Annotated in this window: 27 protein-coding genes; 12 read left to right on the top strand and 15 right to left on the bottom strand. The window is 65.6% G+C overall.

What is annotated here, in order from left to right:
- Positions 1-474 precede the first annotated feature (474 nt).
- The 6 genes from ACQR0Z_RS19315 to ACQR0Z_RS19290 all read right to left on the bottom strand — a co-directional run bounded on the left by ACQR0Z_RS19315 (position 475) and on the right by ACQR0Z_RS19290 (position 5,819).
- Positions 475-2,547 carry a sensor histidine kinase gene (locus ACQR0Z_RS19315; RefSeq protein ID WP_434919674.1) on the bottom strand — a complete coding sequence of 691 codons (2,073 nt, stop codon included), beginning with the start codon at positions 2,545-2,547 and terminating at the stop codon, positions 475-477.
- A 72-nt stretch (positions 2,548-2,619) separates the two neighbouring features.
- The gene (locus ACQR0Z_RS19310; RefSeq protein ID WP_434861332.1) at positions 2,620-3,357 is read right to left on the bottom strand and encodes a Crp/Fnr family transcriptional regulator; all 738 of its coding nucleotides are present in this window, start codon (positions 3,355-3,357) and stop codon (positions 2,620-2,622) included.
- A 470-nt stretch (positions 3,358-3,827) separates the two neighbouring features.
- Positions 3,828-4,361: a DUF4142 domain-containing protein gene (locus ACQR0Z_RS19305; protein ID WP_434919673.1), complete on the bottom strand. Its 534-nt coding sequence runs from the start codon at positions 4,359-4,361 to the stop codon at positions 3,828-3,830.
- 28 nt (positions 4,362-4,389) lie between these two features.
- Positions 4,390-5,175, bottom strand: a complete 786-nt coding sequence (locus ACQR0Z_RS19300; protein ID WP_434919672.1) for a DUF72 domain-containing protein — start codon at positions 5,173-5,175, stop codon at positions 4,390-4,392.
- A 118-nt stretch (positions 5,176-5,293) separates the two neighbouring features.
- The gene (locus ACQR0Z_RS19295; protein WP_434861335.1) at positions 5,294-5,500 is read right to left on the bottom strand and encodes a hypothetical protein; all 207 of its coding nucleotides are present in this window, start codon (positions 5,498-5,500) and stop codon (positions 5,294-5,296) included.
- Between the two features lie 121 nt (positions 5,501-5,621).
- On the bottom strand, positions 5,622-5,819 hold the full coding sequence (locus ACQR0Z_RS19290; protein WP_434861336.1) for a hypothetical protein: 198 nt from the start codon (positions 5,817-5,819) through the stop codon (positions 5,622-5,624).
- Between the two features lie 247 nt (positions 5,820-6,066).
- Between ACQR0Z_RS19290 and ACQR0Z_RS19285 the strand changes: the two genes are divergently transcribed.
- Positions 6,067-6,663: a chlorite dismutase family protein gene (locus tag ACQR0Z_RS19285; RefSeq protein WP_434919671.1), complete on the top strand. Its 597-nt coding sequence runs from the start codon at positions 6,067-6,069 to the stop codon at positions 6,661-6,663.
- Between the two features lie 15 nt (positions 6,664-6,678).
- Here the strand turns inward: ACQR0Z_RS19285 and ACQR0Z_RS19280 are convergent, their stop codons facing one another.
- A complete protein-coding gene (locus tag ACQR0Z_RS19280) occupies positions 6,679-7,137 on the bottom strand; it encodes a hypothetical protein (protein WP_434919670.1) in 459 nt (152 codons plus the stop codon).
- A 181-nt stretch (positions 7,138-7,318) separates the two neighbouring features.
- On the opposite strand from ACQR0Z_RS19280, the gene ACQR0Z_RS19275 reads away from it, so the two are divergent.
- The 6 genes from ACQR0Z_RS19275 (at position 7,319) to ACQR0Z_RS19250 (ending at position 12,483) form a co-directional block, all read left to right on the top strand.
- Entirely contained in the window at positions 7,319-8,170 is an 852-nt protein-coding gene (locus tag ACQR0Z_RS19275) for a 3-hydroxybutyryl-CoA dehydrogenase (RefSeq protein ID WP_434875860.1), read from the top strand.
- Positions 8,171-9,003: 833 nt separating this feature from the next.
- Positions 9,004-9,303: a copper-binding protein gene (locus ACQR0Z_RS19270; protein ID WP_434861340.1), complete on the top strand. Its 300-nt coding sequence runs from the start codon at positions 9,004-9,006 to the stop codon at positions 9,301-9,303.
- Positions 9,304-9,319: 16 nt separating this feature from the next.
- Positions 9,320-10,147 carry a DUF2066 domain-containing protein gene (locus ACQR0Z_RS19265; protein ID WP_434919811.1) on the top strand — a complete coding sequence of 276 codons (828 nt, stop codon included), beginning with the start codon at positions 9,320-9,322 and terminating at the stop codon, positions 10,145-10,147.
- A gap of 60 nt (positions 10,148-10,207) precedes the next feature.
- Entirely contained in the window at positions 10,208-11,089 is an 882-nt protein-coding gene (locus ACQR0Z_RS19260; protein WP_434919669.1) for an SH3 domain-containing protein, read from the top strand.
- A gap of 142 nt (positions 11,090-11,231) precedes the next feature.
- Positions 11,232-11,954 (top strand): DUF3750 domain-containing protein, encoded by a 723-nt coding sequence (locus ACQR0Z_RS19255; protein ID WP_434861356.1) that lies wholly within the window; start codon positions 11,232-11,234, stop codon positions 11,952-11,954.
- Positions 11,955-12,051: 97 nt separating this feature from the next.
- Entirely contained in the window at positions 12,052-12,483 is a 432-nt protein-coding gene (locus tag ACQR0Z_RS19250; RefSeq protein ID WP_434919668.1) for a Rieske (2Fe-2S) protein, read from the top strand.
- Between the two features lie 24 nt (positions 12,484-12,507).
- Here ACQR0Z_RS19250 and ACQR0Z_RS19245 read toward each other — a convergent pair whose 3' ends face one another.
- Entirely contained in the window at positions 12,508-12,738 is a 231-nt protein-coding gene (locus ACQR0Z_RS19245; RefSeq protein ID WP_434861343.1) for an FmdB family zinc ribbon protein, read from the bottom strand.
- Positions 12,739-13,021: 283 nt separating this feature from the next.
- Positions 13,022-13,237, bottom strand: coding sequence for a hypothetical protein (locus ACQR0Z_RS19240; RefSeq protein WP_434861344.1), 216 nt, complete (start codon positions 13,235-13,237; stop codon positions 13,022-13,024).
- Between the two features lie 480 nt (positions 13,238-13,717).
- Here ACQR0Z_RS19240 and ACQR0Z_RS19235 point away from each other — a divergent pair, with 480 nt between their 5' ends.
- Positions 13,718-14,686, top strand: coding sequence for a VOC family protein (locus tag ACQR0Z_RS19235; protein ID WP_434919810.1), 969 nt, complete (start codon positions 13,718-13,720; stop codon positions 14,684-14,686).
- A gap of 5 nt (positions 14,687-14,691) precedes the next feature.
- Here the strand turns inward: ACQR0Z_RS19235 and ACQR0Z_RS19230 are convergent, their stop codons facing one another.
- From ACQR0Z_RS19230 to ACQR0Z_RS19215, 4 genes are all read right to left on the bottom strand, one after another.
- Entirely contained in the window at positions 14,692-14,883 is a 192-nt protein-coding gene (locus ACQR0Z_RS19230) for a hypothetical protein (RefSeq protein ID WP_434861346.1), read from the bottom strand.
- A gap of 59 nt (positions 14,884-14,942) precedes the next feature.
- Positions 14,943-15,287: a zinc ribbon domain-containing protein YjdM gene (locus tag ACQR0Z_RS19225; protein WP_434861347.1), complete on the bottom strand. Its 345-nt coding sequence runs from the start codon at positions 15,285-15,287 to the stop codon at positions 14,943-14,945.
- Positions 15,288-15,417: 130 nt separating this feature from the next.
- Positions 15,418-15,699, bottom strand: coding sequence for a DUF2312 domain-containing protein (locus ACQR0Z_RS19220; protein ID WP_434861348.1), 282 nt, complete (start codon positions 15,697-15,699; stop codon positions 15,418-15,420).
- A gap of 140 nt (positions 15,700-15,839) precedes the next feature.
- The gene (locus tag ACQR0Z_RS19215; protein ID WP_434919667.1) at positions 15,840-16,571 is read right to left on the bottom strand and encodes a transglycosylase SLT domain-containing protein; all 732 of its coding nucleotides are present in this window, start codon (positions 16,569-16,571) and stop codon (positions 15,840-15,842) included.
- Between the two features lie 210 nt (positions 16,572-16,781).
- Between ACQR0Z_RS19215 and ACQR0Z_RS19210 the strand changes: the two genes are divergently transcribed.
- Both ACQR0Z_RS19210 and ACQR0Z_RS19205 read left to right on the top strand, forming a co-directional pair.
- The gene (locus ACQR0Z_RS19210; RefSeq protein ID WP_434919666.1) at positions 16,782-18,851 is read left to right on the top strand and encodes a methyl-accepting chemotaxis protein; all 2,070 of its coding nucleotides are present in this window, start codon (positions 16,782-16,784) and stop codon (positions 18,849-18,851) included.
- A gap of 762 nt (positions 18,852-19,613) precedes the next feature.
- A complete protein-coding gene (locus ACQR0Z_RS19205; RefSeq protein ID WP_434862409.1) occupies positions 19,614-19,847 on the top strand; it encodes a DUF2171 domain-containing protein in 234 nt (77 codons plus the stop codon).
- 267 nt (positions 19,848-20,114) lie between these two features.
- Here the strand turns inward: ACQR0Z_RS19205 and ACQR0Z_RS19200 are convergent, their stop codons facing one another.
- Positions 20,115-20,426, bottom strand: a complete 312-nt coding sequence (locus ACQR0Z_RS19200) for an ArsR/SmtB family transcription factor (RefSeq protein WP_434862410.1) — start codon at positions 20,424-20,426, stop codon at positions 20,115-20,117.
- A 92-nt stretch (positions 20,427-20,518) separates the two neighbouring features.
- On the opposite strand from ACQR0Z_RS19200, the gene ACQR0Z_RS19195 reads away from it, so the two are divergent.
- Entirely contained in the window at positions 20,519-21,268 is a 750-nt protein-coding gene (locus ACQR0Z_RS19195; protein WP_434919665.1) for an SDR family NAD(P)-dependent oxidoreductase, read from the top strand.
- Between the two features lie 281 nt (positions 21,269-21,549).
- On the opposite strand, the gene ACQR0Z_RS19190 is transcribed toward ACQR0Z_RS19195, so the two are convergent.
- Complete coding sequence (locus ACQR0Z_RS19190) at positions 21,550-22,707, bottom strand: cytochrome P450 (RefSeq protein ID WP_434919664.1); 1,158 nt, start codon at positions 22,705-22,707, stop codon at positions 21,550-21,552.
- A 470-nt stretch (positions 22,708-23,177) separates the two neighbouring features.
- Here ACQR0Z_RS19190 and ACQR0Z_RS19185 point away from each other — a divergent pair, with 470 nt between their 5' ends.
- Positions 23,178-24,725: a hypothetical protein gene (locus ACQR0Z_RS19185; protein WP_434919663.1), complete on the top strand. Its 1,548-nt coding sequence runs from the start codon at positions 23,178-23,180 to the stop codon at positions 24,723-24,725.
- Positions 24,726-24,855 lie beyond the last annotated feature (130 nt).

Raw genomic sequence — 24,855 nt, 5'->3', positions numbered from 1 at the left:
TCTGTCCCGATGGTCGTCGTACCAACACGTCGTCGTACTAACGCTGTCGTACCAACGCTTCATCGTCCTGCGCCCGATGGCCACGCGGCACATGACGCTGACGTCATGCGACGCTCGGCCGATCGGCCGCATCCGCACAGAACCTGGATACCGGTTGTCCCTCGTGCTCACACTCTTGCGTGAGCACGGCGATCGTAGTTGCTGGCTAAGCCGGATGCCTCGGAACGTCCCATCATCATTCCGCGGCCTCGAGGCTCGGCGAATTCACTGTTTTGCGCCGCGCTCAGCCGTATCAGCCCAAACCTGGGCGAAGACAAGGCGGTTGCGCGATGCCAGCGGCCTCTACCTCAGGCCGCAGGCTTGAAGCATAGCCCGAATGAACGGCGAAGGCTATGCCGATGGCGCGGGGCTGCTGGAACCAGACCGGCCATTACTGCCGACTGTCGAAGCCATACGGGCTCGCAAGAGGCGCTTTCAGCGCTTCAGGATGTCGGCGGCCGGCAGCCGAATCTCGCAACGCAGCCCGTTCGGTTCGAAGCGTCGATCGACATGCGCGCCAAGATCGTAGGGAAGCATCTGCTCCAGCAATATCGTCCCAAAGCCCGACCGTGACGCGTCGAGCGGGCGGCCCGACAGGCCGGTCTCCTTCCACGTGATCACCACCCAGTGGTCCGCATCGCTTTCGTCGAGGCGCCATTCGATCCTGATGAAGCCGCGCGGCACGGTCAGCGCGCCGTATTTCAAGGCGTTGGTCGCCAGCTCGTGGATGGCGAGCCCGATGCTCTCGGCCGCCTTGGCGTTGATCCGCACCGGCGGGCCGGACAACGAAATCTGCCGGTCCTCGCGCGCGGCGCCCGCACGCAGCTCATCGGCGATCAGCTCAGCGAGATCGAAGCCGGCGAGCGGGTCGCGGGTGACGACGGTCTGGACCCGCGACAGCGCCGCGATCCGCCCCTCGAGATGACTGGCGAAATCCTCGACATTGTCACTCGAATCTCCGGTCCGCCGGATGATCGAGCGGATCACGGCGAGCAGGTTGCGGACGCGGTGCTGCAGCTCGGCGCGCAGCAATTTCTCGTCCTCGGCCGCCGAGACCAGCGCCGTGATGTCCTGGGTGATGCCGCCGATTCGCTGCACGCGGCCGGCGTGATCGACCATGGGAAAACTCCGGATGCGCAGCCAGCGCGCGGCGCCATCCGTCCGCCTGATGACGCGAAAGTCGACGCTGTCGCGCTCCCCTTGCCTGACGCGCTCGAGGCCTTCCATCACGCGTGGCCGGTCGTCCTCCTGCATCAGCTCGAGCCAGGATGTGAGGTGGTCGCCTTGCAGCACGACATCGCGAGGGACGCCATAGATCGCCTCGAAGGCCGGGCTCAGATATTCCCATTGCAGGCTGTCGGCGTTTCGGATCCACACCACGTCCGAGGACGCCTCGCCGAACTGGCGAAAGCGCGCCTCGCTGTCGCGCAGGGCGGCTTCGGTGCGCTTGCGGTCGTCGATGTTCATCGCGAGCTCGACGAGCGTGCCGTCGCCGAGATCGCGGCCGGCAAACATCATCCAGGACCGCTCGCCATTCTTGCGGAAGTATTCCTTCTCATAGGGACCGATCCGGCCGGTCTGTCGCAACAGCTCGACCTGGGCGGCGGACCGCTCGATCCATTCCGGCGGCGTCAGGACCTGCCATGTCAGCTGGCGGCTCGCCACGTCCTGACGGGAATAGCCGGTCATGTCCAGGAACGCGTCGTTGGCATCGATCAGGGTGCCCTCGGCATGGTCGAAGAACAGCACGCCGACCGAGTCGATCTCCAGCAGGCGCTGCAGCCGGTGATCGCTGGCGTGGCTGCCGTTCGGCCCGGAGGCGGCGGGACGCGAGTCCGCGGCCGCTGCAAGCTCTTCGAGGCGCAGGCTCTCGGCAAGTTCGGGTGCGGCCTGGAGCAGGGCCTGAATGTCGGGGTCGATCCTGAGGTCTGGGTGCATGTCGGCCCAGAACTGCGCCATCCGCAAATAGGTGAGCAGGGCGGCGAGCAGCTCGAAACGGTCGCTGCCCAAGACGCGGCGGAGGATGCAGCGCGCCCTGTCCGCAGCGTCCCCCTGTATGAACAGTGCCGCTGCCGCGTCGAACAGGTCGGCCTCTCCATTGCTGTCGGGCGCGGGAATATCCAGCGGGGCCGGGCCGGCTTCGAGCCGGTCCAACGACGCCCCGATACGCACTGGGTCGGCCAGGGGGCGCGTCAGCAACGGCCGGGCGCGTGCGATCGCCTCGGGGTCGTACGCATGGGCGCCTTCAGGGTGCCCCTGTCCGATCAGGAAACCGAAATGCCTGGCCAGGCAATAGGGCGAGCGGCCAAGACGGGACAGGTGGACCGCCAGACGCGCCTTGAACAGGTCCGGAAGGGGAGCATCGAGATAGGCCGATTTTGCGAACTGCCATAGCTGCCGGGTGCTGTCCGGTGCGGGTGGCGCCGGTCTGAACAGGTTGGGCACCAGGCCGAGGCGCTGCACGATCTCCTGCTCGAAGCTGCCGTCAACCATCCGCTGTTCGACCATCGCCGTTTCCCCGGCAGAGTGCCCGAGCCGGTCAGCACTGCGCAATCCGTCTTGCCGAGCGTGCCGACCGTCTCATTCATTCGCGTCGAGTTGACGACCTTCGCGCTCCAAATGCAAATAATTCGCGTTGAACAGGCCGGCGCTCATCAGGCGCTCGAGGTCGGGGAGTACCAGCATCTTGCCCTTGAGCACGATCAGGTTGCTCGCCCGCAGCTCCTGGAGCGTGCGGTTGACATGGACCTTGGAAAGCCCGGTCGCCTCGGCGAGATCGGCCTGGGTGAGCGGGAAGCTGCAGCTGTTGGCGTCAGCGAGACCGGCGAGACGGAGCCGGAAGTACAGCTCGCACAACAGATGCGCCATCCGCTCGGACGCCGTACGCTGCCCGAGATTCATGGTCCATTCGCGCTGAATCGCGGCATTGACCAGCGTCTCCCACCAGAAGGCTGTGGCGATCCGCGGATAACCGGCGCTGATCTCGTCGAAGAATTCGCGCGGCAGGTCGGCGATCGAGACCGAGGTGATCGTGCCGATCGAGTGATCCATCTCGCGCAGGATGAAGATGTTGAGATCGCAGATGTCGCCCGGCAGGAAGAACGACACGATCTGGCGGCGGCCGTCCTCAAGCTGCTTGTAGCGGCAGGCCCAGCCGTTAAGGATCAGATGGACGTCCTTGGGCTTCTCGCCCTCGCGGGCAATGTCGGTCCGCGGCGCGAAAGTCCTCACCCGCTGCGCCGCGGCGCGGTTGAGCATCAGGCGGTCGGCCGCCGAAAGGCGGACGAAATTCTCGAGCTTACGGACGAGATGACTCAAGGAGCGGTTCCCCCAATTGGGCTTATAGGGGTTCCAGGACGTCTTGCTTCAATAACCTATGTTAGCACGGCGACACATTGAAGCTGCATCTTTCTCGATGAGCGATGGAACCATTGAGAAGGAGCGGCCCAACGAACTCATCAGCGGAGCGGAACGGCAACGATATCGGCCGCGGGTGAACTGGCGTCGCACTAATGAGAAGGGCAATCAATCCGGGTACAACCAGCGAGCCGATGTTCCGACAATGGCTCGCTGGCCCGAAGATCTCATGCAATCCGCAATGGGTTTGACAAACAATAACTGAAACAGGTCGCGCTCGTCTGGCAAAGCATCGCCTGACCCGTGCCCGCTGGCGGCCGCGCGGCGCGAAGCGCGGGTGGTGAGCGCTGGACCGCGAGGGACCAGCGCTCGTTCGGTCGGCCCGGACGATCCGAGCAGGGCGCGCCGTTTCGGCACCGGCGCGACGTCGTTCACTTGGCCTTGTCGAGATTCTGCGCCATGTCGAGATGGTGTTGCAGGGCCGGGAGAGTCTTGCCAGCCCAGTCCTTCAAGGCGGGATTGTCGCCGCCCTTGGCATAGCGCTCGAACAGCGACACCGCGTCCTTGTGGGCGCTGACCTGCATGTCGGAGAAGTCGTCGCTGAACTCCTTGCCGTTGGCGGCCTTCAACTTGTCCAGCTTGCTCAGATGCGCGCTGTCGAGCGCCGTCGGCAATGTCGCCTTGACCTTGCCGCTTTCGACCATGCTCTTCAGCTCGCTGGAGGTCTTGGTATGGTCCTTGACCATCTGCGCGGCGAAGGTCTTTTCCTGCGCGTTGCCTTTCTGCTCGCCGAGCTGATTCGATTGCAGTTCGAACATGTCGCTGATGGCGACCTGCTTGACGAAGTCCTCCGTGCTTGGCGCGATGCCGAGCGCCGAATTGACGCCGGTCTTCTCTCCGACGGATTGAGCAAGGGCAGGGCCCGCCAGCATCAGGCAGCCGAGCGCAATGAGCGTGCGTCTCATGGATCGTTCCTCTCGTTTGGTTGCAGACCTAAACCGAGAGCTGACGCCGATGTTCCTTGCGAGACCCGCGACGGCCGTCGTGACCGGACGCATCTAATTGGCGTCGTAGCCGCAAAGCGTCGGCGGGAGCCGCACTCTTCTGGTCGTTGTCGAAATAGACGTAGACGTCGATGCCGTGGGCCGACCACGCACGGATGCGCTTGGCCCAGGCCGCGAGCGTTGTGTCCGGGTAGTTGTCCTTGTAGCGGCCGCCGGGCCCGTGCCCACGCACATAGACGAAATCGGCGGTGCGCCGCCACGGCGCCGGTGCATCGTGATGGTCCGACAGGCACAGCGAGATGTTTGCATCCCGCAGCAGGCGCATGACGGCCGGCGTGTACCAGCTCGGGTGACGGAATTCGAAACTGTAGCGTCGGTGGGCCGGCAGCAGTTTTAGAAAAGAGCCGAGACGGTCGGTATCCGCTTCGAATTGCGGCGGCAGTTGAAACAGCACCGGCCCGGCCTTTTCGCCCAGCAGGGACAACCTGCTCTCCAGCAGTTCGAGACTGTTGGCCGAGCGGGCGGACAGCCGTTTCCAATGTGTGATGAACTTCGACGCTTTCCAGGCGAAGACGAAGTCTCGTCCGGTCTGGTCGTGCCAGCTGCGCACCGCCGCGTCCGTCGGCGTCCGGTAGAAGACGCCGTTCAGTTCCGTCGTGTCGAACTGACTGGCGTAGTAGGACAGCTGGTGTCGGATCAACAAGTTCAGGGGAAAAAAGGCGCCGCGCCAGGAGCCGTAATGCCACCCCGATGTGCCGACCACAACACGCGCCATTCACGCCTCACCGAGCGTCCGATCTCGGAAAGACGCGCTGGAATGCCGCTTGTTCCAACAATGATTGGCAAGGGAAGATCAGGCGGGGCGCAACATGTTCGACGCGAATATCCGCTCGTCAGCGCTGTGCGGCATGCATGACGGGTGCGCTCAGCAGCTCGTTGATGTGCGCGGCCGTCTCGGCCTGCATCGCCTTCTTCAACATCAGATCGCGTTCCGGGCCAGAGGGAAGTCGTGCCGCAGCCTGCCGCGCCGCGGCAGCCGCCCGTTGAAGTCTGTCGCCGAACGAGATCGTATGCTTCTGTCGGTTTCTCTTCATCACCATCGCGGATCTCCTGTGTCGACCCCCACAGAAGCTTCCGACGTTGGCGTGTCGCTGTCGCTAACCCACGTTAGTGTGCAGATCACGATCCGCGGAACGACAATCGAGCGCGGCACAGCATAGATTAGTTGTTCGAACGATCCGGATCGTTCCCGGGAATGCTCAGATGGACCTCATGGCCTTGCTTGATCGCCAGCGTTGCTGCCGCTGCCGCGGACTCGAAGGCCGCTTCCTTGGTGGCGTAGTCGCCATGCGCGTTGCCGTCGTGCAGCACGCTCCAGTGATCGCCGACCGCGACGATCGCGTATTGTGCCAGTCCCATGCCGTTCTCCATTCTTTACAAAGATGCTTGAGCTTCCGGACGTTGTGACGCGCCAGACCGCATTTCCGACGCCGTCGGCAATCATGCTCGCCGACGAAAGCGCCCGTTGCCTGCCCGCGGAGAACTTCGGGCATCAGCGTGCGTTCCGATCGCGCTTCCCAAATCGGTGATGCTGCGCCCAACAGATGGGCAGGAGACGCCTGCGTTTTGCGATTGCCTGCGTCCGCTCGCAGCACGATGATCGACGATGGGCCGGAGGTTCTCGCGCATCGTGATGGTCAATCAACGTCTGTTCTCGTTCGTCGGCGGAGCCGAGGGAGCTTGGTCGGTGGTGGAGATTCGCGCCTTTCGCGGCGCGCCGCTCCCCACGGTCGACCGGTTGCAGGTGCGGTCCGGCCGCGTTGCGGCGGAGCATGCTGTGTGGTCGCTGAGCGGCGTGACCAGCAACATGCGCTACACGACGCGGACCGAGCAGGGCGCGCTCGGCTCGGTGCAGGCCGGCCTCGGACGGACCGAGGCGACCTGCGCGGCGCTGATCCCGATCCGCAAGTCCGGCGCCTGGTGGGATCTGCCGCAGGACGAGCGGCGGGCGATCTTCGAGGACCAGTCACGGCACACTAGCATCGGGCTGCGATATCTGCCGCCGGTCGCGCGGCGGCTGCATCATTGCCGCGATCTCGAAACGCCGGAGCCCTTCGACTTTCTGACCTGGTTCGAGTTCGCGCCCGAGCACGGGCGCGCCTTCGACGATCTTCTCGCCGAGCTGCGCGCCACCCGGGAATGGGACTTCGTCGAGCGGGAAGTCGAGATCAGGCTGCGGCGGCAGCCGGCCGGGAGCGACTAGCGCCGCCCGCCTCGGTCATTGGCTCTTGTTGAGCGGGGCCGCGCCGCGCGCGCTGTCACTGCCGGTGTCATTGCGCGGCGCTGCCGGGGCCGGAGCGGCTGGCTGGCTCTGGTTCGGCGCGGCGCCCGTGGTCTGCTGGCTTCTTGTCTGCGGGGCGTTGCCCTCGGCAGCTTGGCGCGGGCCGCGGTCGCCGGCGAAGGACCACAACATCAGCGCAATGGCGCCGATGACCACGACGATCGGAATTAGCAGCGCATAGGGTGTGTTGCTCTGCATGCCCGGCACATGTGAGCCGGCGCCGCTGACGCGCTCCGCCCGGTCATGCGCGGCGAGTGAGTCCCGCGTCCGTTCATCGAGCCTGGCGCGTTCGCCGGGCCGCAGGCGCCCCGACCGTGTCGCCGCATAAGCGAGGATCAGGCCGAGGATGACGATGCCGATTCCCCAGCCCCAGAATGTCGCTGCTCCGCCGTCCATGTCCGCCTCCGCGCTGCTGCGCCCGGCGCGTCCATTGGGCCGAGCCAACGACCAACGGAAGCTGCTCGCATCCGTTCCTGTGCCGCCGGCCTGGGGTCTACCCGGCCGCGCGATAGCCTGTTAAGCACGGGCGCAGAGCGGGGCAGGGTCCCCTCGGACAAGCGACGGAGAGGCAGCAGCAATGATTCAGACGGTCGGCATCATCGGGGCAGGCACCATGGGCAACGGTATCGCGCAGGTCTGCGCGGCGGCCGGCGTACCGGTCGTCATGGTCGACATCTCCGAGCAGGCGGTGGCGCGTGGGCTGGCGACGGTGGGCTCCAGTCTCGATCGCCTGGTCAAGAAGGACAAGATGGCCGCCGCCGACAAGGACAAGGCGCTTTCGCTCATCACGGGAACGACCGACAAGGGCAAGCTGTCGAGCTGCGATCTCGTGATCGAAGCTGCGACTGAGAACGAGGAGTTGAAGCTCAAGATCCTGAAGGATCTCTGTGCGGCCCTGAAGCCCGAAGCGCTGATCGCGACCAACACCTCGTCGATCTCCATCACCAAGCTCGCCACGGCCACCGACCGGCCCGACCGCTTCATCGGCATGCACTTCTTCAATCCGGTGCCGATGATGGCGCTGCTCGAACTGATCCGCGGCCTGCAGACCTCGGATGCCACGCATGCGGCGGCCGCCGATTTCGCCAAGCGCATCGGCAAGGTCGCGATCACCGCCAAGAACAGCCCGGGCTTTGCTGTGAACCGCATCCTGTGCCCGATGATCAACGAGGCAATCTTCGCGTATTCGGAAGGCATCGCGACGGCCGCCGATATCGACGAAGGCATGAAGCTCGGCTGCAATCATCCGATCGGGCCGCTCGCGCTGGCCGATCTCATCGGTCTAGACACGATGCTGTCGGTGATGGAGGTGTTCTACAACGGCTTCAACGATCCGAAGTATCGTCCGGCGCCGCTGCTGAAGGAGATGGTGGCCGCGGGCCAACTTGGACGGAAGACGGGCAAGGGCTTCTACGACTACAGCAAGTAACAATGACGCATGGGTCGTGCGCGATGGCTGCGGCCATCGCGCCACTCCGTTCTGGCAAAGAGCGTTGACGCCCGGATGCACGAAGGGGGCCGGACATCCGGCGCGCCAGATTTCGGCTCGCGACGATCGTTGAAACGATCGCCTGGGCTGGATAGCTGGATAATGGACAGCTAACGCGATTGGGCTGACGAGGGGTGACTGACGAGAGGTGACTGCCGAGAGTTGACTGCCGAGAGTTGACGCCGCGCGTCGAAGGACGGACGGCACAGCGCCGGGTGGGCAAGGGGCCATGCCTCGCTGATGTAGCCCGCTAAGCCGGGCCCGGCGTGCCGTTCGCGATGGGCGCTCTGCGATGGTCCGAAACGATAACCGTCGCGATCAGCGCGCTTGGTACTGAGGTGGAGTCATCGAGCCTCCTTGTCATCGGTTCGTTTTGTCATCGGTTCGTCCGTTGCACTTCGGACATCGCTCCCGCCATCATCGACGGCAGCGAACCAACCGACGCGCACAGCACGGTCCTCCTGCCGGCGGAGCATGTCAAGCTGCATCGTGACACGATGATGAATTCGGCGTTACATCCGCGTCGTTGCTGCCGTGCAACGCTTCCGGAAAATCCCGGATTTCACCCGATGACATCTGACCTGAGACGATTACATGCTGTCGACCGCGAGCCTGCGTGGATCGTTGCTGGCGAGGATGAGCGTCTTCGCTCGAACGGATGATGATCACTGGCGCGGCAAAGGGCCGCGTTGAGCTTCATGTGAAGTTCAGGTTCCGGGAACCAAAGAATTCGTGGTGTTTTGTTTGCCGCGAAGCGAAGCAGGAGAACAGCGATGAAGGCAGTTGGGATCACTCTGGCGACGATGTCGATTCTCGCGTCCGGTCTGCCCGCGCTTGCCGCAGAGCAGGGTACGGCGGGGATGGTGACCAGCATCAATCGTCTGAACGGCACCATTGCGATCAAACGCGTTCAGAATGGAACCGTCGGCGCGAATGCGGCTGGCGCGGCTGAAGAGTTCAAGGTCAAGGAGAGCGCGATGATTGAGAACATCCATGCCGGCGACCGCGTGACGTTCACGACCTCCGACAGCGGAGCGACGAAGACGATCACCAAGCTCGACCGGCAGAAGTAGTTCGCGATTGACGGCGATGACCCGGCTCGGCGTTCCGCGCTGGTGGATGTCGTGGTGTCTCGGGCTCTGGCTTGCGGTCGGAGCCTTCAGCATCGCGGACGCGGAGACCGACAGTCTCTATCAGGCGCAGACCGTCGTGACCGGGCAGGGCGCGGACAATCGCCAGGTCGGTTTCGCAGCATGCCTGGAAGACGTGCTGATCAAGGTCTCCGGCGCCTTTCAGCTGAGCGGCGATCCGCGGCTTGCTCCGCTGAAGGCGCGCGCGGCTGAGTTCGTGACGCGCTTCGACTATCACGATCAGATGTCGGGCAAGCCGAAGCGCGATGAGCAGGGCACGCGCGACCGGCCATACGATCTCACGGTGATGTTCGACCGCCCGAAGATCGACGATCTGCTAGTTGGCCTCCACGTCAAGCCGTGGCTGGCACGGCGTCCGACGATGGCGGCGATGATCGTGATGACGCCGGGCGGTCGTAGCTATGCCGTCGTCTCGGATGGCCGCCAATCCGATCTGCAGCGCGACGCGCTCTATGCCGCAGCCGGCAAGCGTGGTCTCGACGTCGTTCTGCCGAACTCTAGCGCGGTGGCGAATGTGGGCTTCGACGGCATCGATCTCATTCAGGCCACGCCGGCGGCCCTCACGGCTCACATGCCCGCGGCCGACGTTCAATTGTTCGGCCATCTTACGTGGGACGATGCCGAGCTGGCCTGGTCCACTCAATGGCGCCTCGAAAACGCCGGCAAGTCGCACCGGTGGCAATTTCGCGGCGTAACGTTCGACGAGGCGTTCCGCCGCGCGCTCGGCGGCGCCGCGCAGATTCTATCGGACAACGGATCGCCGTGAGGTTGCCGCGATAGGCTGTAACCATCCCTCCCGCCGCATGCTCGAGCTCGCACAGCCACGATGACGTCCATCGTGGCTGTGGTGGCTCCGGACAACCATCAGGAGGATGCCGTGGTGAAGCTCAGGACATATCTCGTTGCAGCGCTGCTGATCGCGGCGCCGGCCTCCACCGCTCTGGCCGCCGCTCCAGGGCTGCTCCGCACCGCCGCCACGATGCGCGCCGGTCCGGGCCCCGGCTTTCCGGCCGTCGAACGCATTCCGGCCGGCGCGCGCGTCACGGTTCATGGCTGCATCGACGGCGGCGCGTGGTGCGATGTCAGCTCTGCCCGCGAGCGCGGCTGGGTGGCGGCGAGGACGCTGGCCTATCTCTATGGCGAACGCTACGTCTATGTGCCCGACTACGTCGAGGTGGTGCCCGTCGTCCCGTTCACGCTGACGACCTACTGGAGCAGTTTCTACATCGGACGTCCCTGGTTCCACCGGCACGCGTTCTGGCACCGCTACTGGCAGCGGCATCCGCCGGTCGTTGCGCATCATTCACCGCGGCCCGGTATGATTGGCGGAGCGCCCGGCGGCGTTGCTCACGGTGTTGGCGGCGGCGGGATGGCAGGTGGCCCGGTAATGCCCCCGCGCATGGCGACTGGGGCAACACCGGCGCCGGTGGCGGGGCCCGCCGGGCCTCGCATGCCGACAACACCAGCCCCCGTGGCCGCAGCTCCTGCCCGGGCTCCTGCGCAAGTCATGCCTGCGCGGACCGTTGGGCTGGTCGGGGTGCCGCAGAGCGCTCGCGCCCAGATGGGCGGAATGCGGGTGACCGCCGGAAGCTCGGCGCCGCTCGGGATGGCCCATTTCGGCGGCGGTCCCGCGATGGGGGGATCGCGCATGGCCGTCGGCTCTCCGCGCGGCGGAGGTGGTCGCGTCGGCGGTTTCCGGCGGCACTGACGCCGGCGCCGCGCGCGGTGTCCGGATTGTGAATGTCGCGCACCGGTAGGGTCGATCGCTAGCGCTGGCGGCAGCGGCCGTGATGACTACATGGGTCGTATTGCCGTTCGATCCATTGTCATCACCCGCCGTGAAGAAACTCGTGCTCGTCTTCCTGCTGCTCATCATCGCCCCCATCTCGATCTCGGCCGCCGCGTATCTGCGCGGCGACCACCGCGGCAGCTGGCAGACCGCGGACCGGTCCAGCGCCGGGCTGTTGCCGCCGCCTTCGCAGCATGCGGATGCGGTCATCCGCGTGTTCGCTGCGCGCACCGTGCGCTGGCGCGGCATCTTCGCGGTCCATAGCTGGATCGTGGTCAAGGAGAAGGGTGCTCAGCGCTACACCCGCTACGACTACACGGCCTGGGGCGAGCCGATCCGCGTGGACGGTTTTGCTCCCGACGGCCGCTGGTTCGGGGCCTTGCCCGAGACCGTGCTGGCCGTCGATGGCGAAGCGGCCGAGCGCGTCATTCCAAAGATCCGCGGCGTGATCGAGAGCTATCGTTTCCGGGCCTATGGCGACTACAATGCCTGGCCGGGACCGAACTCGAATACCTTTGTGCAGGCGGCGCTGAATGCGGTCCCCGAGCTGAACGCAGTGCTGCCGCCGACGGCGATCGGCAAGGACTTTCCTTACGATGGCTGGTGGGGCCGGACGGCCTCCCGAACGGGCGTGTTCGTGTCGCTCGGCGGCTATCTCGGCCTCACCATCGGCTGGATCGAAGGGGTCGAGCTGAACTTCTTCGGCGGGGTGCTCGGGATCGACATGAGGCGGCCGGCGCTGAAGTTTCCGGGGATCGGCCGCGTCGGGATGTCCTTGGTCTGAGCGGAGTGTTTGACTCCAGGCTGGCATGCGGCTTGCTGCACGCGACCTTCAGGCGATCATTGTCGCGAATGCGCCAGAAGCGCCGGAGGAGCAGGTGATGAGTACGCTGTTTGCGATCTGCGCGACCTACGAGGTGGACGACGGCACGGCGCGGGGCTTCATTCTTCAGCGCCGCGAGCCGGACGGCAGCGCCAAGCCCTGGCCCATCCTGGTCACGCGCAAAGGCAACAATTTCTACGGTTTCGAGAATGCCTGTCCGCATCAGGGGGCCCGGCTCGACAAGAGCCCGGGTGAATTCATGGACGAGGAGGGCAATTTCCTCGTCTGCGGCCAGCATGGCGCTCAGTTCGATCTGGATACCGGCCAGTGCTTCATCGGCCCATGCCAGGGCAAGGCCCTCACCGCTATCGAGCTGATCATCGATGACGGCGACATTTGCCTGTCAGGCATCGATCTCGACGAGGAGGACGGGCTCGACATCGACGATCCCGAGGACAACGTGCCCGAGGTGCAGATCACCTCGGATTAGCACCGGCGAATCGCCGTCCGGAGGTCAGCGTTTCTTCCGTTCGGCTCGGCTGAAATTGCTGAGATGCCCCTCGCGGGCCGCCTGGGCGCGCGCTGCTCGGATCAGGCCGGGGCTGCGCGCCGGCGGCGCCGGGAGCGAGGGCAGTCGCGTGAGCTTGCGGCCGCCACAACTCGGACAGACCGGCTTCTCGGACATTCCGATCAGCAGCTCGATGTCTTCCGCACAGGTGGCGCAATGAAAACTGTAGAACGGCATGGCGCAATCCCTCCTTGGCCGAGGGAGCATTGCACGAAGCGGGCCAGCGCCGCGAGGGCCGGAGTCGCCAAGAAAACTGCGTCGGATGCAGCTCGTTTGCATGCGAACGGCTTGTCCGCAGGACTAACCGTGTTCTGAACGCGACGCGGCTCGCGTCGAACATGGGACATCCCTGGAGCCTTGCGCGGGGGCCGGATCCGGACACCCGGAACCGGCCCGCCGCGACGGGCCGTCAGACGCTGGTTCAGCCGTTGGTCTCAGGCGTTGGTCTCACACGTTGGTCTCACACGTTGGTCTTGGGGACGTACTTGCCGGCGACGCACTTGTAACTCTGCAGATGCCACTCGTGATAGGGACCCTTGGACATCCAGTCGGCGATGCCGATCTGCGCATTGACGGCACAGGACGCCATCGTGATGCCGGACATCTCGCTGTTGGTGACGACCTTCTCCATGCAGAGCTGGCCGTTGCAAAGTAGTGCGACGAGAGTGACGAGCACGTTGAAGCTGCCTCCGATGAGTGTGACCCGGTGAGGATCGGGAAAGCAGAGTTCATGCCAAGTTATGAATCCAGGCCGTGCTGCTACGGAAGGGAGTGGTACGGGTGTTACTTCGCAGCGACAGAAGCGTGACGAGTTGGTTGCCGAGATCACGCAAGATTCAGCATCTTCAGATCGTGCGCTGCTGATGAAGAGGTTGGATCATCGTGGCTGCAGCGTTCGGTCATGTCACTCCGCCGAGGCCTCGTCGTACGACATCAAACAACAGGCAAAACAACAGGCAGCTTCTGTGCAGTCCCGCGGCGCCTGAACGAGATGTTCCATGCTCCAATACCTTTCGTCGTGAGTGAACTCCGAATGTGCGCGGCGTGAACGTCAACTCCACCGAGTGTCACGGGCTCGTGACGGCGCAGGCCCGCGCCGGTCTTGCGCGAGCGGCAGGCAGTTCCGTAGGAAGACGGGGCATTTCTGGGGGATATGATGACAATCGACGTCACGCGCCGCATGTTGCTCGAGCTCGCCGGCGCTTCATCGCTGATGATGGCAGCTATCGGCGCCGCTCGCGCCGAAGGTGGCGAGGGCGCAGCGGCCGGCCCGACCTTCGCGAGCCGTACGCCGATCCGGATCGGCATGGTCACGCTTCGCGTCAACGATCCCGACAAGGTGGCGGCGTTTTACCGCGACGTGATCGGTCTCACCGTCCTCCAACGCAGCGAGGCTGCGGTCCGTCTCGGGGCTGGCGGAGTGGCCCTGATCGAGCTCGAGCCAAAGTCCGAGGCCGCGCGCGAGTCGCCGCGGTCGGCCGGCCTGTTTCACACCGCCTTCCTGATGCCGACGCGCAAGGATCTCGCGCGGTGGCTGGTGCATGTCGCGCGCAATCGCACGCCGTTGACCGGCTTTGCCGACCACAATGTCAGCGAGGCCGTGTATCTCGACGATCCCGAGGGCAACGGCGTCGAGGTCTATGCCGACCGTGCGCCGGAGCTCTGGCAATGGCGCGATGGCTCCGTTCGAATGGGCACCGAGCAGCTCGACGTCGACGATCTCGTCAGTTTAACCGATACCCGCACCAGCAACTACGCCGCGGCCCCGGACGGCTTGCGCATCGGTCATGTGCATCTGAAAGTCGGGGATCTCAGTCAGGCGAGCGAGTTCTACACCGGGTTGATCGGCCTCAATCCCACCCGCAGCATCGATCGCGCCGCCTTCCTCTCGTCGGGGCGCTATCATCACCACATCGGCGCCAATACCTGGCGCAGCGCGGGTGCCGGCCGTCGCGATGACCGGACGACGGGCTTGTCGTGGTTCTCGTTCGAGGTGCGCGGCGAAGCGTTGCTGGCGGCGCAGGAAGAACGGTTGCGCAAGGCGGGGGCTGCCCTCACGACGTCATCCGATGGACTCGAGACGGCTGATCCCTGGGGCACCAGGGTCAAGCTGATTCGGATCTAGGCAGCTCAGGATTCGTTGAGGCCGGCACCGCGATCGGTCAAGACCTTCTGGCCTTTCGACGTCAGCTCGAAGACGTCACCATCCTTGGTGACGTATCCTTCGCGAATCAGGCCGTCGAGTTCGTCCTGTCGATCAGGTGAGAAGGCGATCGCCTGGCCGATATCTGAGAGCGTCGCGATCTGGTCGTCCGTCAACATGGCCATTCTCCCGTTGTCCATGCGAACGCCGCGGCGGTTCGAATGTTCCGGGACTTGGCCTAGGCCTTGCGGACGAACTCCGACTTCAGATTCATCTGGCCGATGCCGTCGATCTTGCACGCGATGTTGTGGCCGTCGGTCGCGTCCTGCAGGCGGATGTTGCGCACCTTGGTGCCGCCTTTCACGACCGAGGACGAGCCTTTGACCTTGAGGTCCTTGATGACGATGACGCTGTCGCCGTCGGCCAGAACGTTGCCATTGGCGTCGCGGATGCTCGTATCGTCCGCCGCGGCAGTGGCCGCTTCGCCGCTCCATTCGTGACCGCACTCCGGACACACCCACAGCGCACCGTCCTGATAGGCGTGCTCGGAACGGCATTGCGGGCAGGTCATCGCGTCGGTCATCTCGTCCTCGGGACTGCTGGAATTGGGTGCAGCGTTAGAGGCTCGGATGGAACCCGGCAAGGGAAATCCGGGAGGCGGGGCGCGCGCAGCGAAGCAGGCCGCGCGCAACCATTGTCGATCAGGGCGGACTTTACGCCGCCTTCTTCTCTGGCACCTTGGTCTGCTCGGTCTCGGCCGCCTCGATGGCGCGCAGATAGGTGTCGAGCAGCGTCTCGTGCTCGTCGCGCTCGTCCTGGTCCTGCTTCCTGAGCTTGATGATCTCCTTCAGGATCTTGACGTCGAAGCCCTCACCCTTGGCCTCGGCGAACACTTCCTTCTTCTGCTCGTTCAGCTCCGCCAATTCGGTATCGAGGTGCTCGATCCGCTCGATGAAGGACCGCAGCCGCGCGCCGGGAACGCCGATCTCTGACATGGTGACTCCTGTACTAATGGGAGCCTGAAAATGCGCGGCACTTCGTTGCCAATGTGTTAACGCGCGCGCTTTGCCCACACCTGCACAGCCGACGTGCTTAACGCCGATACGACCGGGCTGCCGATGTTGCCGGGCGCGTGTCATCCTCGCTCCGCAGCGCGCTTCTGGAACTGCTTCTTCATCGCATTGACCTTGCTGAGATAGAGCGCAACGGAATGATCGCCGCAGCGCTCGCCATCCTCCGGCTTGAAGCCGCGGCGCACGAAGCCGGCCGCGGGCCCGGCGCCGCAGAGATGGATCAAGGCTGCGAGATCCTGCTTCTGCTGCGCGCTTGCCTTGGCGGCAGGCTGCCGCGCCAGCACGGCCGCGACCTGGCGGTCGAGCGAGATCACGGTCAGCGCCACCGCGTGCGCCGGCCAGGCGCGGACGTAGAGGCTCGGCGAGCCGCAGCCGTCGCCGACCACCTCGTGATCCCGGATGCAGAACCGCGCCGCGTCGGCGAAGTTGCCGTCGGTCATTTGGAACAGGCCGACGGCGCTGGAAGCCGGTTGGTACAGCGCGAACGGATTCCAGGCGAAGCGCCAGCGCCAATAGGTGCGCGCGACCGGATTGCCCGAGCTCTCGGTCTGCGCCAGCGCCGCGAGCAGCTCCGGCGTGATCGTGCGCGTCGCGTGGTCGCGGAACAGCGCGCCATATTGCCGCCAGGTCTCGTCCGGCGCCTTGTCGAGCGAATGCCCGGTCACGGCGAACAGCTCGGTCGGCTTGCGCACGACGTGATAGGCCAGATTGACGAGTGCGAAGGCTCCGAGGGCCGCCGCCACGCCGGCCGCGACCTTCAGCCATCGCGGCGCCGCGCCCGCCAGCCGCAGCATCCACCGCCCGCCGCGCTGCGCGATTTGTCTGGCATTGCGCCGCCACGCGCGCCAGCGAGACGTACGGCGCGGCTTACGCACTTTCTGTTGCGGTGGAGGAGGGCTGTTCGGCAACTGATTACCTCGGGGCTCCCGTGTGGCGGGTCATGGTTAAGGAAGAATTTGTGCAATTGCTCCATTCTGCCACTTTGTGGTGTGGGGAATTGCGTGATGAAGAAGTCGGTCAGTACGCTTTTGATGGTGCTGTTGTCGGTGCTCGCGGCGGGCATCCTGGTGTCGACGGCGATCCTGATGAGCGGCGCGGCCGGCCGCTATCGCGAGAGTGTCGCGACGGAGCAGCTGACCGCGGCCGACAAGGCGATCTTCCAGAACGTCCTCGTCATGCGCGCCCATCGCGGCGACATCCAGAGTGTCCTGCTGAGCGAGGAGGATCCGCGCGCCAAGCTTACCGAATACCAGGGCATCGAGGCCAAGGGCTATGACGGCATCGTCACAGCGCTCGCCGGCGTCGACATGCCCGAGCGCGACGACCTCACGGCCCGGCTGAAATCGAGCTGGGAGGCCACGGTGCCGCAGTTCAAGCTGCTGTTCGACGAGGCGGCCAAGCCGAAGGCCGAGCGCGTGCTGGCGCGCACGCAAGCCTGGTACGACGCGATGACCAAGACGCTGGATGCCGCCAACGCCGCCTCGCTTGCCGTGTCCAACCGCGCCTGGATGACCGATCCGGCGATCGCCAAGATGGTGCAGGCGCGGCGGCTGGCCTGGCAGGTGCGCGACCGCTATGGCCTGCAATGTTCGGCCTTGCGGCCCAACATCAACGCCTCCAAGCCGCTCGAGGAGGCGCAGAAGGCCTCGGTCGCGCAGTGGCGCGGCACCATCGGCGCCGGCTGGTCTGGGCTCGACGACCTGCTGGCCGGCGCCGGCAGCGCCGAGCTTGCCTCCGTCGTGAAAACCTCGCGCGGCGAGGTCGAGGCGGCGCATCAGCGCATGGACCAGCTCGTCAAGGGCTTTGACGGCAGCGGCAAGCCGGCGATGCCCGCGCCGGAGTGGAACGCATTCTGCCAGGGCCCGTTCGCCGGCATCATCGCCGTCGGCATCAAGGCGCTCGACGCCTCGATCGCGCGCGCCGAGGCGATCAGGACGGCGGCGCTGACCAGCCTCATGCTGCAGTCGATCGCCTTCGTCACCGCGCTCCTCGTCGCGGGCGCCGCGCTGCGTGCCGTCCGCGTGCGCCTGGTGCGCCCGGTGGCGGCGCTGATGCAGGCCATCCACCGCATCGGCCAGCGCGACTACCAGACGCCAGTGCCGCAATTCGCCCATGCCGACGAGTTCGGCGCCATGGCCGCCGCCCTCGAGGGCCTGCGCGAGAGCGCCGCCACCGCCGACCAGCTGTCGCGCGAGCGCGAGCTCGACCAGGACAAGCGGCTGGAGCGCTCGCAGGCGATCGACAGCGCCTGCCGCAGCTTCGACGACACCGTGCAGGCGGTCATCGTCAGCATGAGCAACTCCACCGGCCAGCTCGATCACAGCGCCTCCGACGTGCGCAAGCTCGTCGACGACTCCACCGAGCAGACCGCGGCGGTGGCCAGCGCCGCGGAGACCGCGACCACCAATCTCGAGACCATCGCCGCCGCCACCGAGGAGCTGACTGCCTCCGTCTCGGAGATCGCGGCCCAGGTGCAGGCCTCCGCGGCGGAAGCGCGCCAGGCCGTCGAGCGCGCGGCGCAGACCAACGCCACCGTCGAGATGCTCGACCGCGCCGCCAACCGCATCGGCGAGGTGGTCAAGATGATCACCGCGATCGCCAGCCAGACCAACCTGCTGGCGCTCAACGCCACCATCGAGGCGGCGCGCGCCGGCGAGGCCGGCCGCGGCTTCGCGGTGGTCGCCGGCGAGGTCAAGAACCTCGCGTCGCAGACGGCGAGCGCCACCGACGACATTACCCGCCAGATCGCCGAGATCCAGGCCGCCACCGGCGAGTCGGTCGAGGCGATCCGCGCCATCAGCCACAACATCTCGGGGATCGACGAGAAGATGACGGCGATCGCGGCCGCGGTCGAGGAGCAGCGCGCCGCCACCACCGAGATCTCGCGCAACTTCCAGCAGGCCGCCCAGGGCACCCGCGCCGTCACCGACACGATCGGCGCGGTCGCGGCGCTCAACCGCCAGACCGGCAATGCCGGCGCCGCGATGGTCGAGTCCGTGCGCAAGATGTCGGGCGATGCCGATCGCTTCCGCGTCGCGGTGGAAGGCTTCCTCGGCACGGTACGCCGCGCGTAGACCGCAGCGCCGCGCAACAGACGCATCATCACGTTGTCAAACAGCGACGTGGTCGGCCGAGCGCGCAAGGGTGCGCGAACACGTTCCCGCGGCGCGATGCGCCCGAGTGCTGCCGGTCGTTCGCCCTCGATCAATTGAGAGGGCGCGGGGAATGCCGGGCGCTGGCCGCACCCATGGCCCGCCTGCAACAAGGAAAGCAGGCGGCAGTCACCACAGGTTCAGCCGAGTCATCCCGGCATTCCCCGCGCGATGGTTTTCACGCTTATGTCGCGATCTCCCCGGGGACCGGCTTGTTGACCCCGTCGCCAGCGGATCATCACCACCGGCTTGGCCTCGGCACCGGGAGGCCAGAACCACGCGTCTTCACGTCCGCAAACGGCTGTTCGTCGGCAGGCATCACACCCGCTGCAGCACGCCCACGGCCACCGCATCACCGGCCCCACGTCTCGTGACGATCGCGAAGCGCCCCTCTCGTGGACCGGGATGGCGAGAGATAATCACGAATTCCGAAAAATCGCAAGACAATTATTGTTGTCGGAAGACTTGCCGAAAAGCCGGCCAATGATGCGCAGGGACTGTGCCCCGCGTCATTGCGAGCGCAGCGAAGCAATCCAGGGTCCCGCCCACCATCCTGGATTGCTTCGCTGCACTCGCAATGACGGCAGGCAGAGTCAGCGGCTCGTCCTCGAAGGCCCGTGTCAGTCGGAACCCTTGTCCCGACCGTCGGTTTAAACAGCCTCACACCAGCCACGGAGTAGCTTCATGCAGGACATCAAGGAACACATGGAAGTCATCGGCGCCGACGGCGTGCATGTCGGCACCGTCGATCGCGTCGAGGGCAATCGCATCAAGCTGACCAAGAAGGACAGCGGCGAGGGCAGCCACAAGGGCCATCATCACTTCATCGACAAGGGCCTCGTCGCCGATGTCGAAGGCGACAAGGTGCGTCTGTCGGCGGTCGGCTCCGTCGCGGTGACGATGGAGGAGGAGAAGTAGTCACGGCTCTCCGTCATTGCGAGCCACCCGGTCCGCGCGTAGCGCGGCCGGATGACAGGCTCCGCGAAGCAATCCAGGGCCCAGCAAGGATTCTGGATTGCTTCGCTGCGCTCGCAATGACGCGCCGTGAATCGTAGGGTGGGCAAAGCGGCGCCGTCAGCGGCGCGTGCCCACCATCGGTGGTGGTTTGGACGGTGGGCACGGCGCGCGCAAGAGCGCGGCTCACAATCACGTCAGCGGCGCGCCTTTGCCCACCCTACATCCGCGCTATTCCGCTGACGCCAGGATCGTCTTCAACAGCTTCGGGAACCGGGCGTTCAGATCGGCCTCGCGCACGACGTTGCGATGCTCGACGCCCTTTTTCGTGGTCTGGATCAGGCCGGCCTCGCGCAGGATGCGAAAATGGTTCGACAGGGTCGATTTGGGAATGTCGGGGCAGGGCGCGGCGGCGGTGCAGGACATGCAGTCGTTCTGCTCCATCAGGCCCTTGACGATGCGCAGCCGCATCGGGTCGGCGAGGGCTGAAAGCACGCCGGCCAGGGTAATGTCGTCCCGTGACGGGTGAAACAACTGCGCCATGAAAAAAGATATAGCGATGGCCTTGCGCCGGTTCAATAGTTCACTAGTTCTGAACTATTGAAGCAGGCGCCGCTGGCGCAGGGGAGATCGAGATGAGCAGACTGGCAGGCAAGGTGGCGCTGGTGACCGGCGCCTCGAAGGGGATCGGCGCTGCGATCGCGGCGCGGCTGGCGGCGGAGGGGGCGGCGGTCGCGGTCAATTACAGCGCCAGCAAAGAGGGGGCCGAGCGCGTCGTCGCCGCGATCACCGCCAAGGGCGGCAAGGCGGTCGCGGTCGGCGGCAATCTGACCGACCCGGCGCAGGTGACATCCGCCGTCGCCGACACCGTCAAGGCGCTTGGCCCGATCGACATCCTCGTCAACAATGCCGGCGTCTACGAATTCGCGCCGCTCGACGCGATCACGCCGGAGCACTTCCACAAGCAGTTCGATCTCAACGTGCTCGGCCTGCTGCTGGTGTCGCAGGAGGCGGCGCGGCACTTCAATCCGGCCGGCGGCAGCATCGTCAACATCTCCTCGGGCGTGTCGACGATCGCGCCGCCGAACGGCGCCGTCTACACCGCCACCAAGGCCGCCGTCGATGCCATCTCCTCGGTGCTGTCCAAGGAACTCGCGCCGCGCAAGATCCGGGTCAATACGATCAATCCCGGCATGGTCGTGACCGAAGGCGTCGTCGCCGCAGGCTTCCACGAGGGCGACATGCGCCAATGGATCGAGTCCGTCACGCCGCTGGCCCGCGTCGGCAAGGCCGAGGAGATCGCCGCGGCTGTGGCGTTCTTCGCCTCGGACGATGCGTCCTATGTCACCGGCGAGACGCTGCATGTGACGGGCGGGTTGCGGTGAGGGATGACGACCGCTGGTCTTAGTGTGCCGTGAATCTTAGGGTGGGCACGGCGCGCGAGCGAGCCCGGATCCCATCAAGGCCGGTGGCGCGCCTTTGCCCACCCTACGCATTCAGCGATTGCCCTCGCTCTATCAGCGTCATTGCGAGCCACCCGGTCCGCGCGTAGCGCGGCCGGATGACAGGCTCCGCGAAGCAATCCAGAGTCGTTAGCTCGGTCCTGGATTGCTTCGCTGCGCTCGCAATGACGGTCGTGAGTCGAGAGGGCGAGGGCAATCGCACCTCACTCCACCACGATCACCGCGTCCCGCAACTCATAGCCGCTGCTCACCGGGTTGATCGTCTTGGTCGGCCGCCGCTCCAGCCTCACGCCTGGCACGCGCATGAGTTCGGCCAGGAAGATCGCGGCCTCGTGCAGCGCGACCGAAGCGCCGGGGCAGCGGTGCGGGCCGTCGCCGAAGCTCATCAGGCTGGCGCTGCCCTTGGCCGGGCGGGCGCGGTCGGGATCGAGTTGATGCGGGCAGGCGCCGGCGGCGGCTTCGTCGCGGTTGGCGGCGCCGATATCGATCTCCACCAGGCTGTGGTCCGGGATCGTCATCGTGCCCGCATCGCTTTCGATCGTCACCGCGCAGGCGGTGCGCCGCTTCAGCGTCGACACCACGGGCTCGAGCCGCAGCACCTCTTCCAAAATGGTCATGCGCTCCGGCTCGCCGGCGGCGAGGAAGCGTGCGCGCAGCGCGTCGTCCTCGAACAGACGCAGGGCGGCCATCACGATGAATTCGCGCGTCGTCGCCATGCCCGCGGCGCCATAGGTCAGGCATTCGGTCAGGATCTCGCGGTTGGAATAGCCCTCGGCGATCAGATGCGAGATGACGTCCTCGCGCGGCCGAGCGCGGCGGGCGCGAATGGCCGGGCGCACGTCGCACCAATGGAAGGCGAGGGTGCGGAGCTGGCCGAACACGGCGTTGCGCAATGTCGCGAGCGAGCCATGGCCCGTCGGCGCGGTGAAGAAGCGGTTCAGCCGCGCCGCCATCGCATCGCGCGGACTGTTGGTCAGCCCGATGATGTCGGCGGCCACGGCGACGGCGAGCGTCAGGCTCAGATCATCCAGCCGGGCCCGCCGCGCGGCGCGGAACTGCGCCACCAGCTCGCGGCTGGTCGCCTCCATCAGCGTGCAATAGCGCGTCGCGACGACGCGCGGCGTGAAGAACCGCGCGGTGGCGCTGCGCTGCTTCTGATGCGGCTCGCCGTCCTGGTACAGCACCGGCGCATGGCGCGGGCCGATGAAGCGATGCACCAACTCGGCGTTGAAGCCGGCCTGCCGCATGGCGTCCGAGCGCAGCACCGCGCGCGCGGCGGCGAAGCTGTCGATGCGGATGGCGGGCGATGGTTCGCTTCGCTGCGCGTCGGTCGATCCGCCGGATGAGGCTGGTGCGGTCATGCTGAAGCTCACGTCGGTTTGGAACTCGTGATCGCCCTTAAGCGTGGCGGCTCGTGACCTGAGTTAGGGCGGTCGTGCGCCGGATCAATTGCTGCTCGCGGGATGATGATTGGCCTGCGAAAGATGGAACGAAATGGGCGGCGCGTGTTGAAGGTCGCGCGCGCGGGATGGCGTTTGCGATCACCCGTCGCACTCTCCACGTCATTGCGAGCGCAGCGAAGCAATCCAGAGTCCCGCCCACCACCCTGGATTGCTTCGCTGCGCTCGCAATGACGGGAGCAAGTTCAAGGTGCAGAGGTAAAACAACTTTAGGTTGATTAATCGTTGGAGATCGGTTCAAATCCGTCCTGCCGAGTCCACTCTGCCATCACGCGTTTACGAAGACGTTTCGACCTTTCATGTCGCGGACAGGGCCGTTGTCCATGCGCCAGTTCGCTTCGATCTGATTTCACATCACCAAGGAGTTTTTCATGCGCACCGGCTTTGCCGTCTCGACCCTCTCCATCGTCATCGGATCAGCCGTTCTCGGCTTGACTCTCACCACGCCGCGCCCGGCGCAGGCGTTCCTGGAGGACATCTGCATCCCGCGCGTCAGGGACGGGCTGAAGAACTGCATCGCGCCGGCCAGCGCCTGCAAGGATCCGGCGGAGGCGCTCAACCGGAGCTGCCTGCTCGAGGCGGCGCAGTTCGCGGCGATCCCGCCCGGCCGCAGCATGATCCACGCGGATTCCACCTATTTCATCGCCCAGGCGCTCGGCTATCGTGCCGACGTGGCCTATTGGATCGCGGCGTACAATGAGAACTCGGACTACGGGCAGTATCTGCCGATCGATCAGTGCGGCGGGCAGGCGACGTCGACCAATTCCGGCGCCAGCTACATCACGGCTGCGTTCAACGGATTCAAGCGCACCAACAACACCACCGACGGGCCGCTGTATCATTACCTCCTGAACTTCTCGCCGAACGGGCAAGGCACCGACGTGCACGGCGCCAGCGGCGTCCAGGCGGTGTATCCGTTCCACTACCCGCCGCCGGGCTATCCCATCACCATCGACAGCGTCTACCAGGGCACGCTGTATGATCTCCGGCAATGGGCGATGAAGGGCGACGAGGCGCCGGGCCTGTTGTGCACGGCCGGCTACACGGTGCCGAACGGCTCCTCGAATTTCAGCGGTCCCAAATGTCTGGCGAACGTGCCGCTGAGCGGCAATGTGCCGCTGCTCGAGAACTACGCGATCGGGCCGGCGATCAACGTGATGTCGGGGCCGAAGATTCTCGACAACAGCGACACCAGCAATGTCGTCGACTACACCAGGCTGAAATCCTGGCTCGACGACAAGAGCCGGACCACCGGCGTGCTGTTCGACGACCCCAAAAAGCCGCCGGTGCCGGTGCAGATCGCCCGCATCGGGCTCTATCTGCACAGCCTGCAGGATGCCTCCTCGCACGGCACCTTCTGCGGCGACGACGCGCCGTCGCCGCCGGGCGGCTCGGACGTCGGCAGCTACATGTTCATGAGCTCGGGCAGCATCAAGCTGGTGTTCGGCACCTATTGCGCGACGGGACCGCATCTGGCGAGCCACGTCCAGGAGACCGGCACCGGCGACACCAGCCTGCCGCTGCGCGACTACGTCGCGCTGAACAACACGGTCGACGAGCTGATCCTGTTCGGCAACACTATCGCCAAGCCGCGCGGCTGGATCGTCAATCCCAGCCTGCTGCCGCCGAACGTGGTCGGTGGCAAGAGCGCCGCCGGCGACAGCGCCGCCGACCTGAAATCCCGCCTCGTCGGCCGCATCGTGCAGGGCGTGCAATGGTCGCGTGCGGAGGTGTATGCATCAGGCGTCATCACCGCGCCGCTCCAGCGCACCGACGCCCAGGACCGCCTGAACACGATGAACGCCGCGCTGGGGGCCTATTCGAAGCGGCTGACGAATGCCAACCCCAAGCTGACACCGCTGCGGCCGATGCCGGGCAATTCGTTCGACTCAAATGATAAGTCGGTGTGTTTCAAGTAGCGCCGCGGCCCGAGTCGGCAGAAGGGTTCGCGCTCTCTCCCCACGTCATTCCGGGGCGCGCGCAGCGCGAGCCCGGAATCCATAACCACGATCGGGTATGAGTTGCGAGATGCAGGCCGCGATCATGCGC

It is taken from the genome of Bradyrhizobium sp. HKCCYLS3077 (assembly GCF_051167555.1).
In the GTDB taxonomy this organism is placed as follows: domain Bacteria; phylum Pseudomonadota; class Alphaproteobacteria; order Rhizobiales; family Xanthobacteraceae; genus Bradyrhizobium.
This window is presented reverse-complemented; position numbering and strand designations above follow the sequence as displayed.

Coding starts and splice junctions, on each gene's coding strand:
- ACQR0Z_RS19275 (WP_434875860.1), top strand. CDS start 7,319: ATGATTCAGACGGTCGGCATCATCGGGGCAGGCACCATGGGCAACGGT.
- ACQR0Z_RS19270 (WP_434861340.1), top strand. CDS start 9,004: ATGAAGGCAGTTGGGATCACTCTGGCGACGATGTCGATTCTCGCGTCC.
- ACQR0Z_RS19205 (WP_434862409.1), top strand. CDS start 19,614: ATGCAGGACATCAAGGAACACATGGAAGTCATCGGCGCCGACGGCGTG.
- ACQR0Z_RS19300 (WP_434919672.1), bottom strand. CDS start 5,175: ATGGCGCGTGTTGTGGTCGGCACATCGGGGTGGCATTACGGCTCCTGG.
- ACQR0Z_RS19210 (WP_434919666.1), top strand. CDS start 16,782: ATGAAGAAGTCGGTCAGTACGCTTTTGATGGTGCTGTTGTCGGTGCTC.
- ACQR0Z_RS19265 (WP_434919811.1), top strand. CDS start 9,320: ATGACCCGGCTCGGCGTTCCGCGCTGGTGGATGTCGTGGTGTCTCGGG.
- ACQR0Z_RS19280 (WP_434919670.1), bottom strand. CDS start 7,137: ATGGACGGCGGAGCAGCGACATTCTGGGGCTGGGGAATCGGCATCGTC.
- ACQR0Z_RS19305 (WP_434919673.1), bottom strand. CDS start 4,361: ATGAGACGCACGCTCATTGCGCTCGGCTGCCTGATGCTGGCGGGCCCT.
- ACQR0Z_RS19290 (WP_434861336.1), bottom strand. CDS start 5,819: ATGGGACTGGCACAATACGCGATCGTCGCGGTCGGCGATCACTGGAGC.
- ACQR0Z_RS19185 (WP_434919663.1), top strand. CDS start 23,178: ATGCGCACCGGCTTTGCCGTCTCGACCCTCTCCATCGTCATCGGATCA.
- ACQR0Z_RS19195 (WP_434919665.1), top strand. CDS start 20,519: ATGAGCAGACTGGCAGGCAAGGTGGCGCTGGTGACCGGCGCCTCGAAG.
- ACQR0Z_RS19225 (WP_434861347.1), bottom strand. CDS start 15,287: ATGACCGACGCGATGACCTGCCCGCAATGCCGTTCCGAGCACGCCTAT.
- ACQR0Z_RS19260 (WP_434919669.1), top strand. CDS start 10,208: ATGACGTCCATCGTGGCTGTGGTGGCTCCGGACAACCATCAGGAGGAT.
- ACQR0Z_RS19190 (WP_434919664.1), bottom strand. CDS start 22,707: ATGACCGCACCAGCCTCATCCGGCGGATCGACCGACGCGCAGCGAAGC.
- ACQR0Z_RS19200 (WP_434862410.1), bottom strand. CDS start 20,426: ATGGCGCAGTTGTTTCACCCGTCACGGGACGACATTACCCTGGCCGGC.
- ACQR0Z_RS19315 (WP_434919674.1), bottom strand. CDS start 2,547: ATGGTCGAACAGCGGATGGTTGACGGCAGCTTCGAGCAGGAGATCGTG.
- ACQR0Z_RS19230 (WP_434861346.1), bottom strand. CDS start 14,883: ATGTTGACGGACGACCAGATCGCGACGCTCTCAGATATCGGCCAGGCG.
- ACQR0Z_RS19245 (WP_434861343.1), bottom strand. CDS start 12,738: ATGCCGTTCTACAGTTTTCATTGCGCCACCTGTGCGGAAGACATCGAG.
- ACQR0Z_RS19220 (WP_434861348.1), bottom strand. CDS start 15,699: ATGTCAGAGATCGGCGTTCCCGGCGCGCGGCTGCGGTCCTTCATCGAG.
- ACQR0Z_RS19215 (WP_434919667.1), bottom strand. CDS start 16,571: ATGCTGCGGCTGGCGGGCGCGGCGCCGCGATGGCTGAAGGTCGCGGCC.
- ACQR0Z_RS19235 (WP_434919810.1), top strand. CDS start 13,718: ATGACAATCGACGTCACGCGCCGCATGTTGCTCGAGCTCGCCGGCGCT.
- ACQR0Z_RS19295 (WP_434861335.1), bottom strand. CDS start 5,500: ATGGTGATGAAGAGAAACCGACAGAAGCATACGATCTCGTTCGGCGAC.
- ACQR0Z_RS19285 (WP_434919671.1), top strand. CDS start 6,067: ATGGGCCGGAGGTTCTCGCGCATCGTGATGGTCAATCAACGTCTGTTC.
- ACQR0Z_RS19250 (WP_434919668.1), top strand. CDS start 12,052: ATGAGTACGCTGTTTGCGATCTGCGCGACCTACGAGGTGGACGACGGC.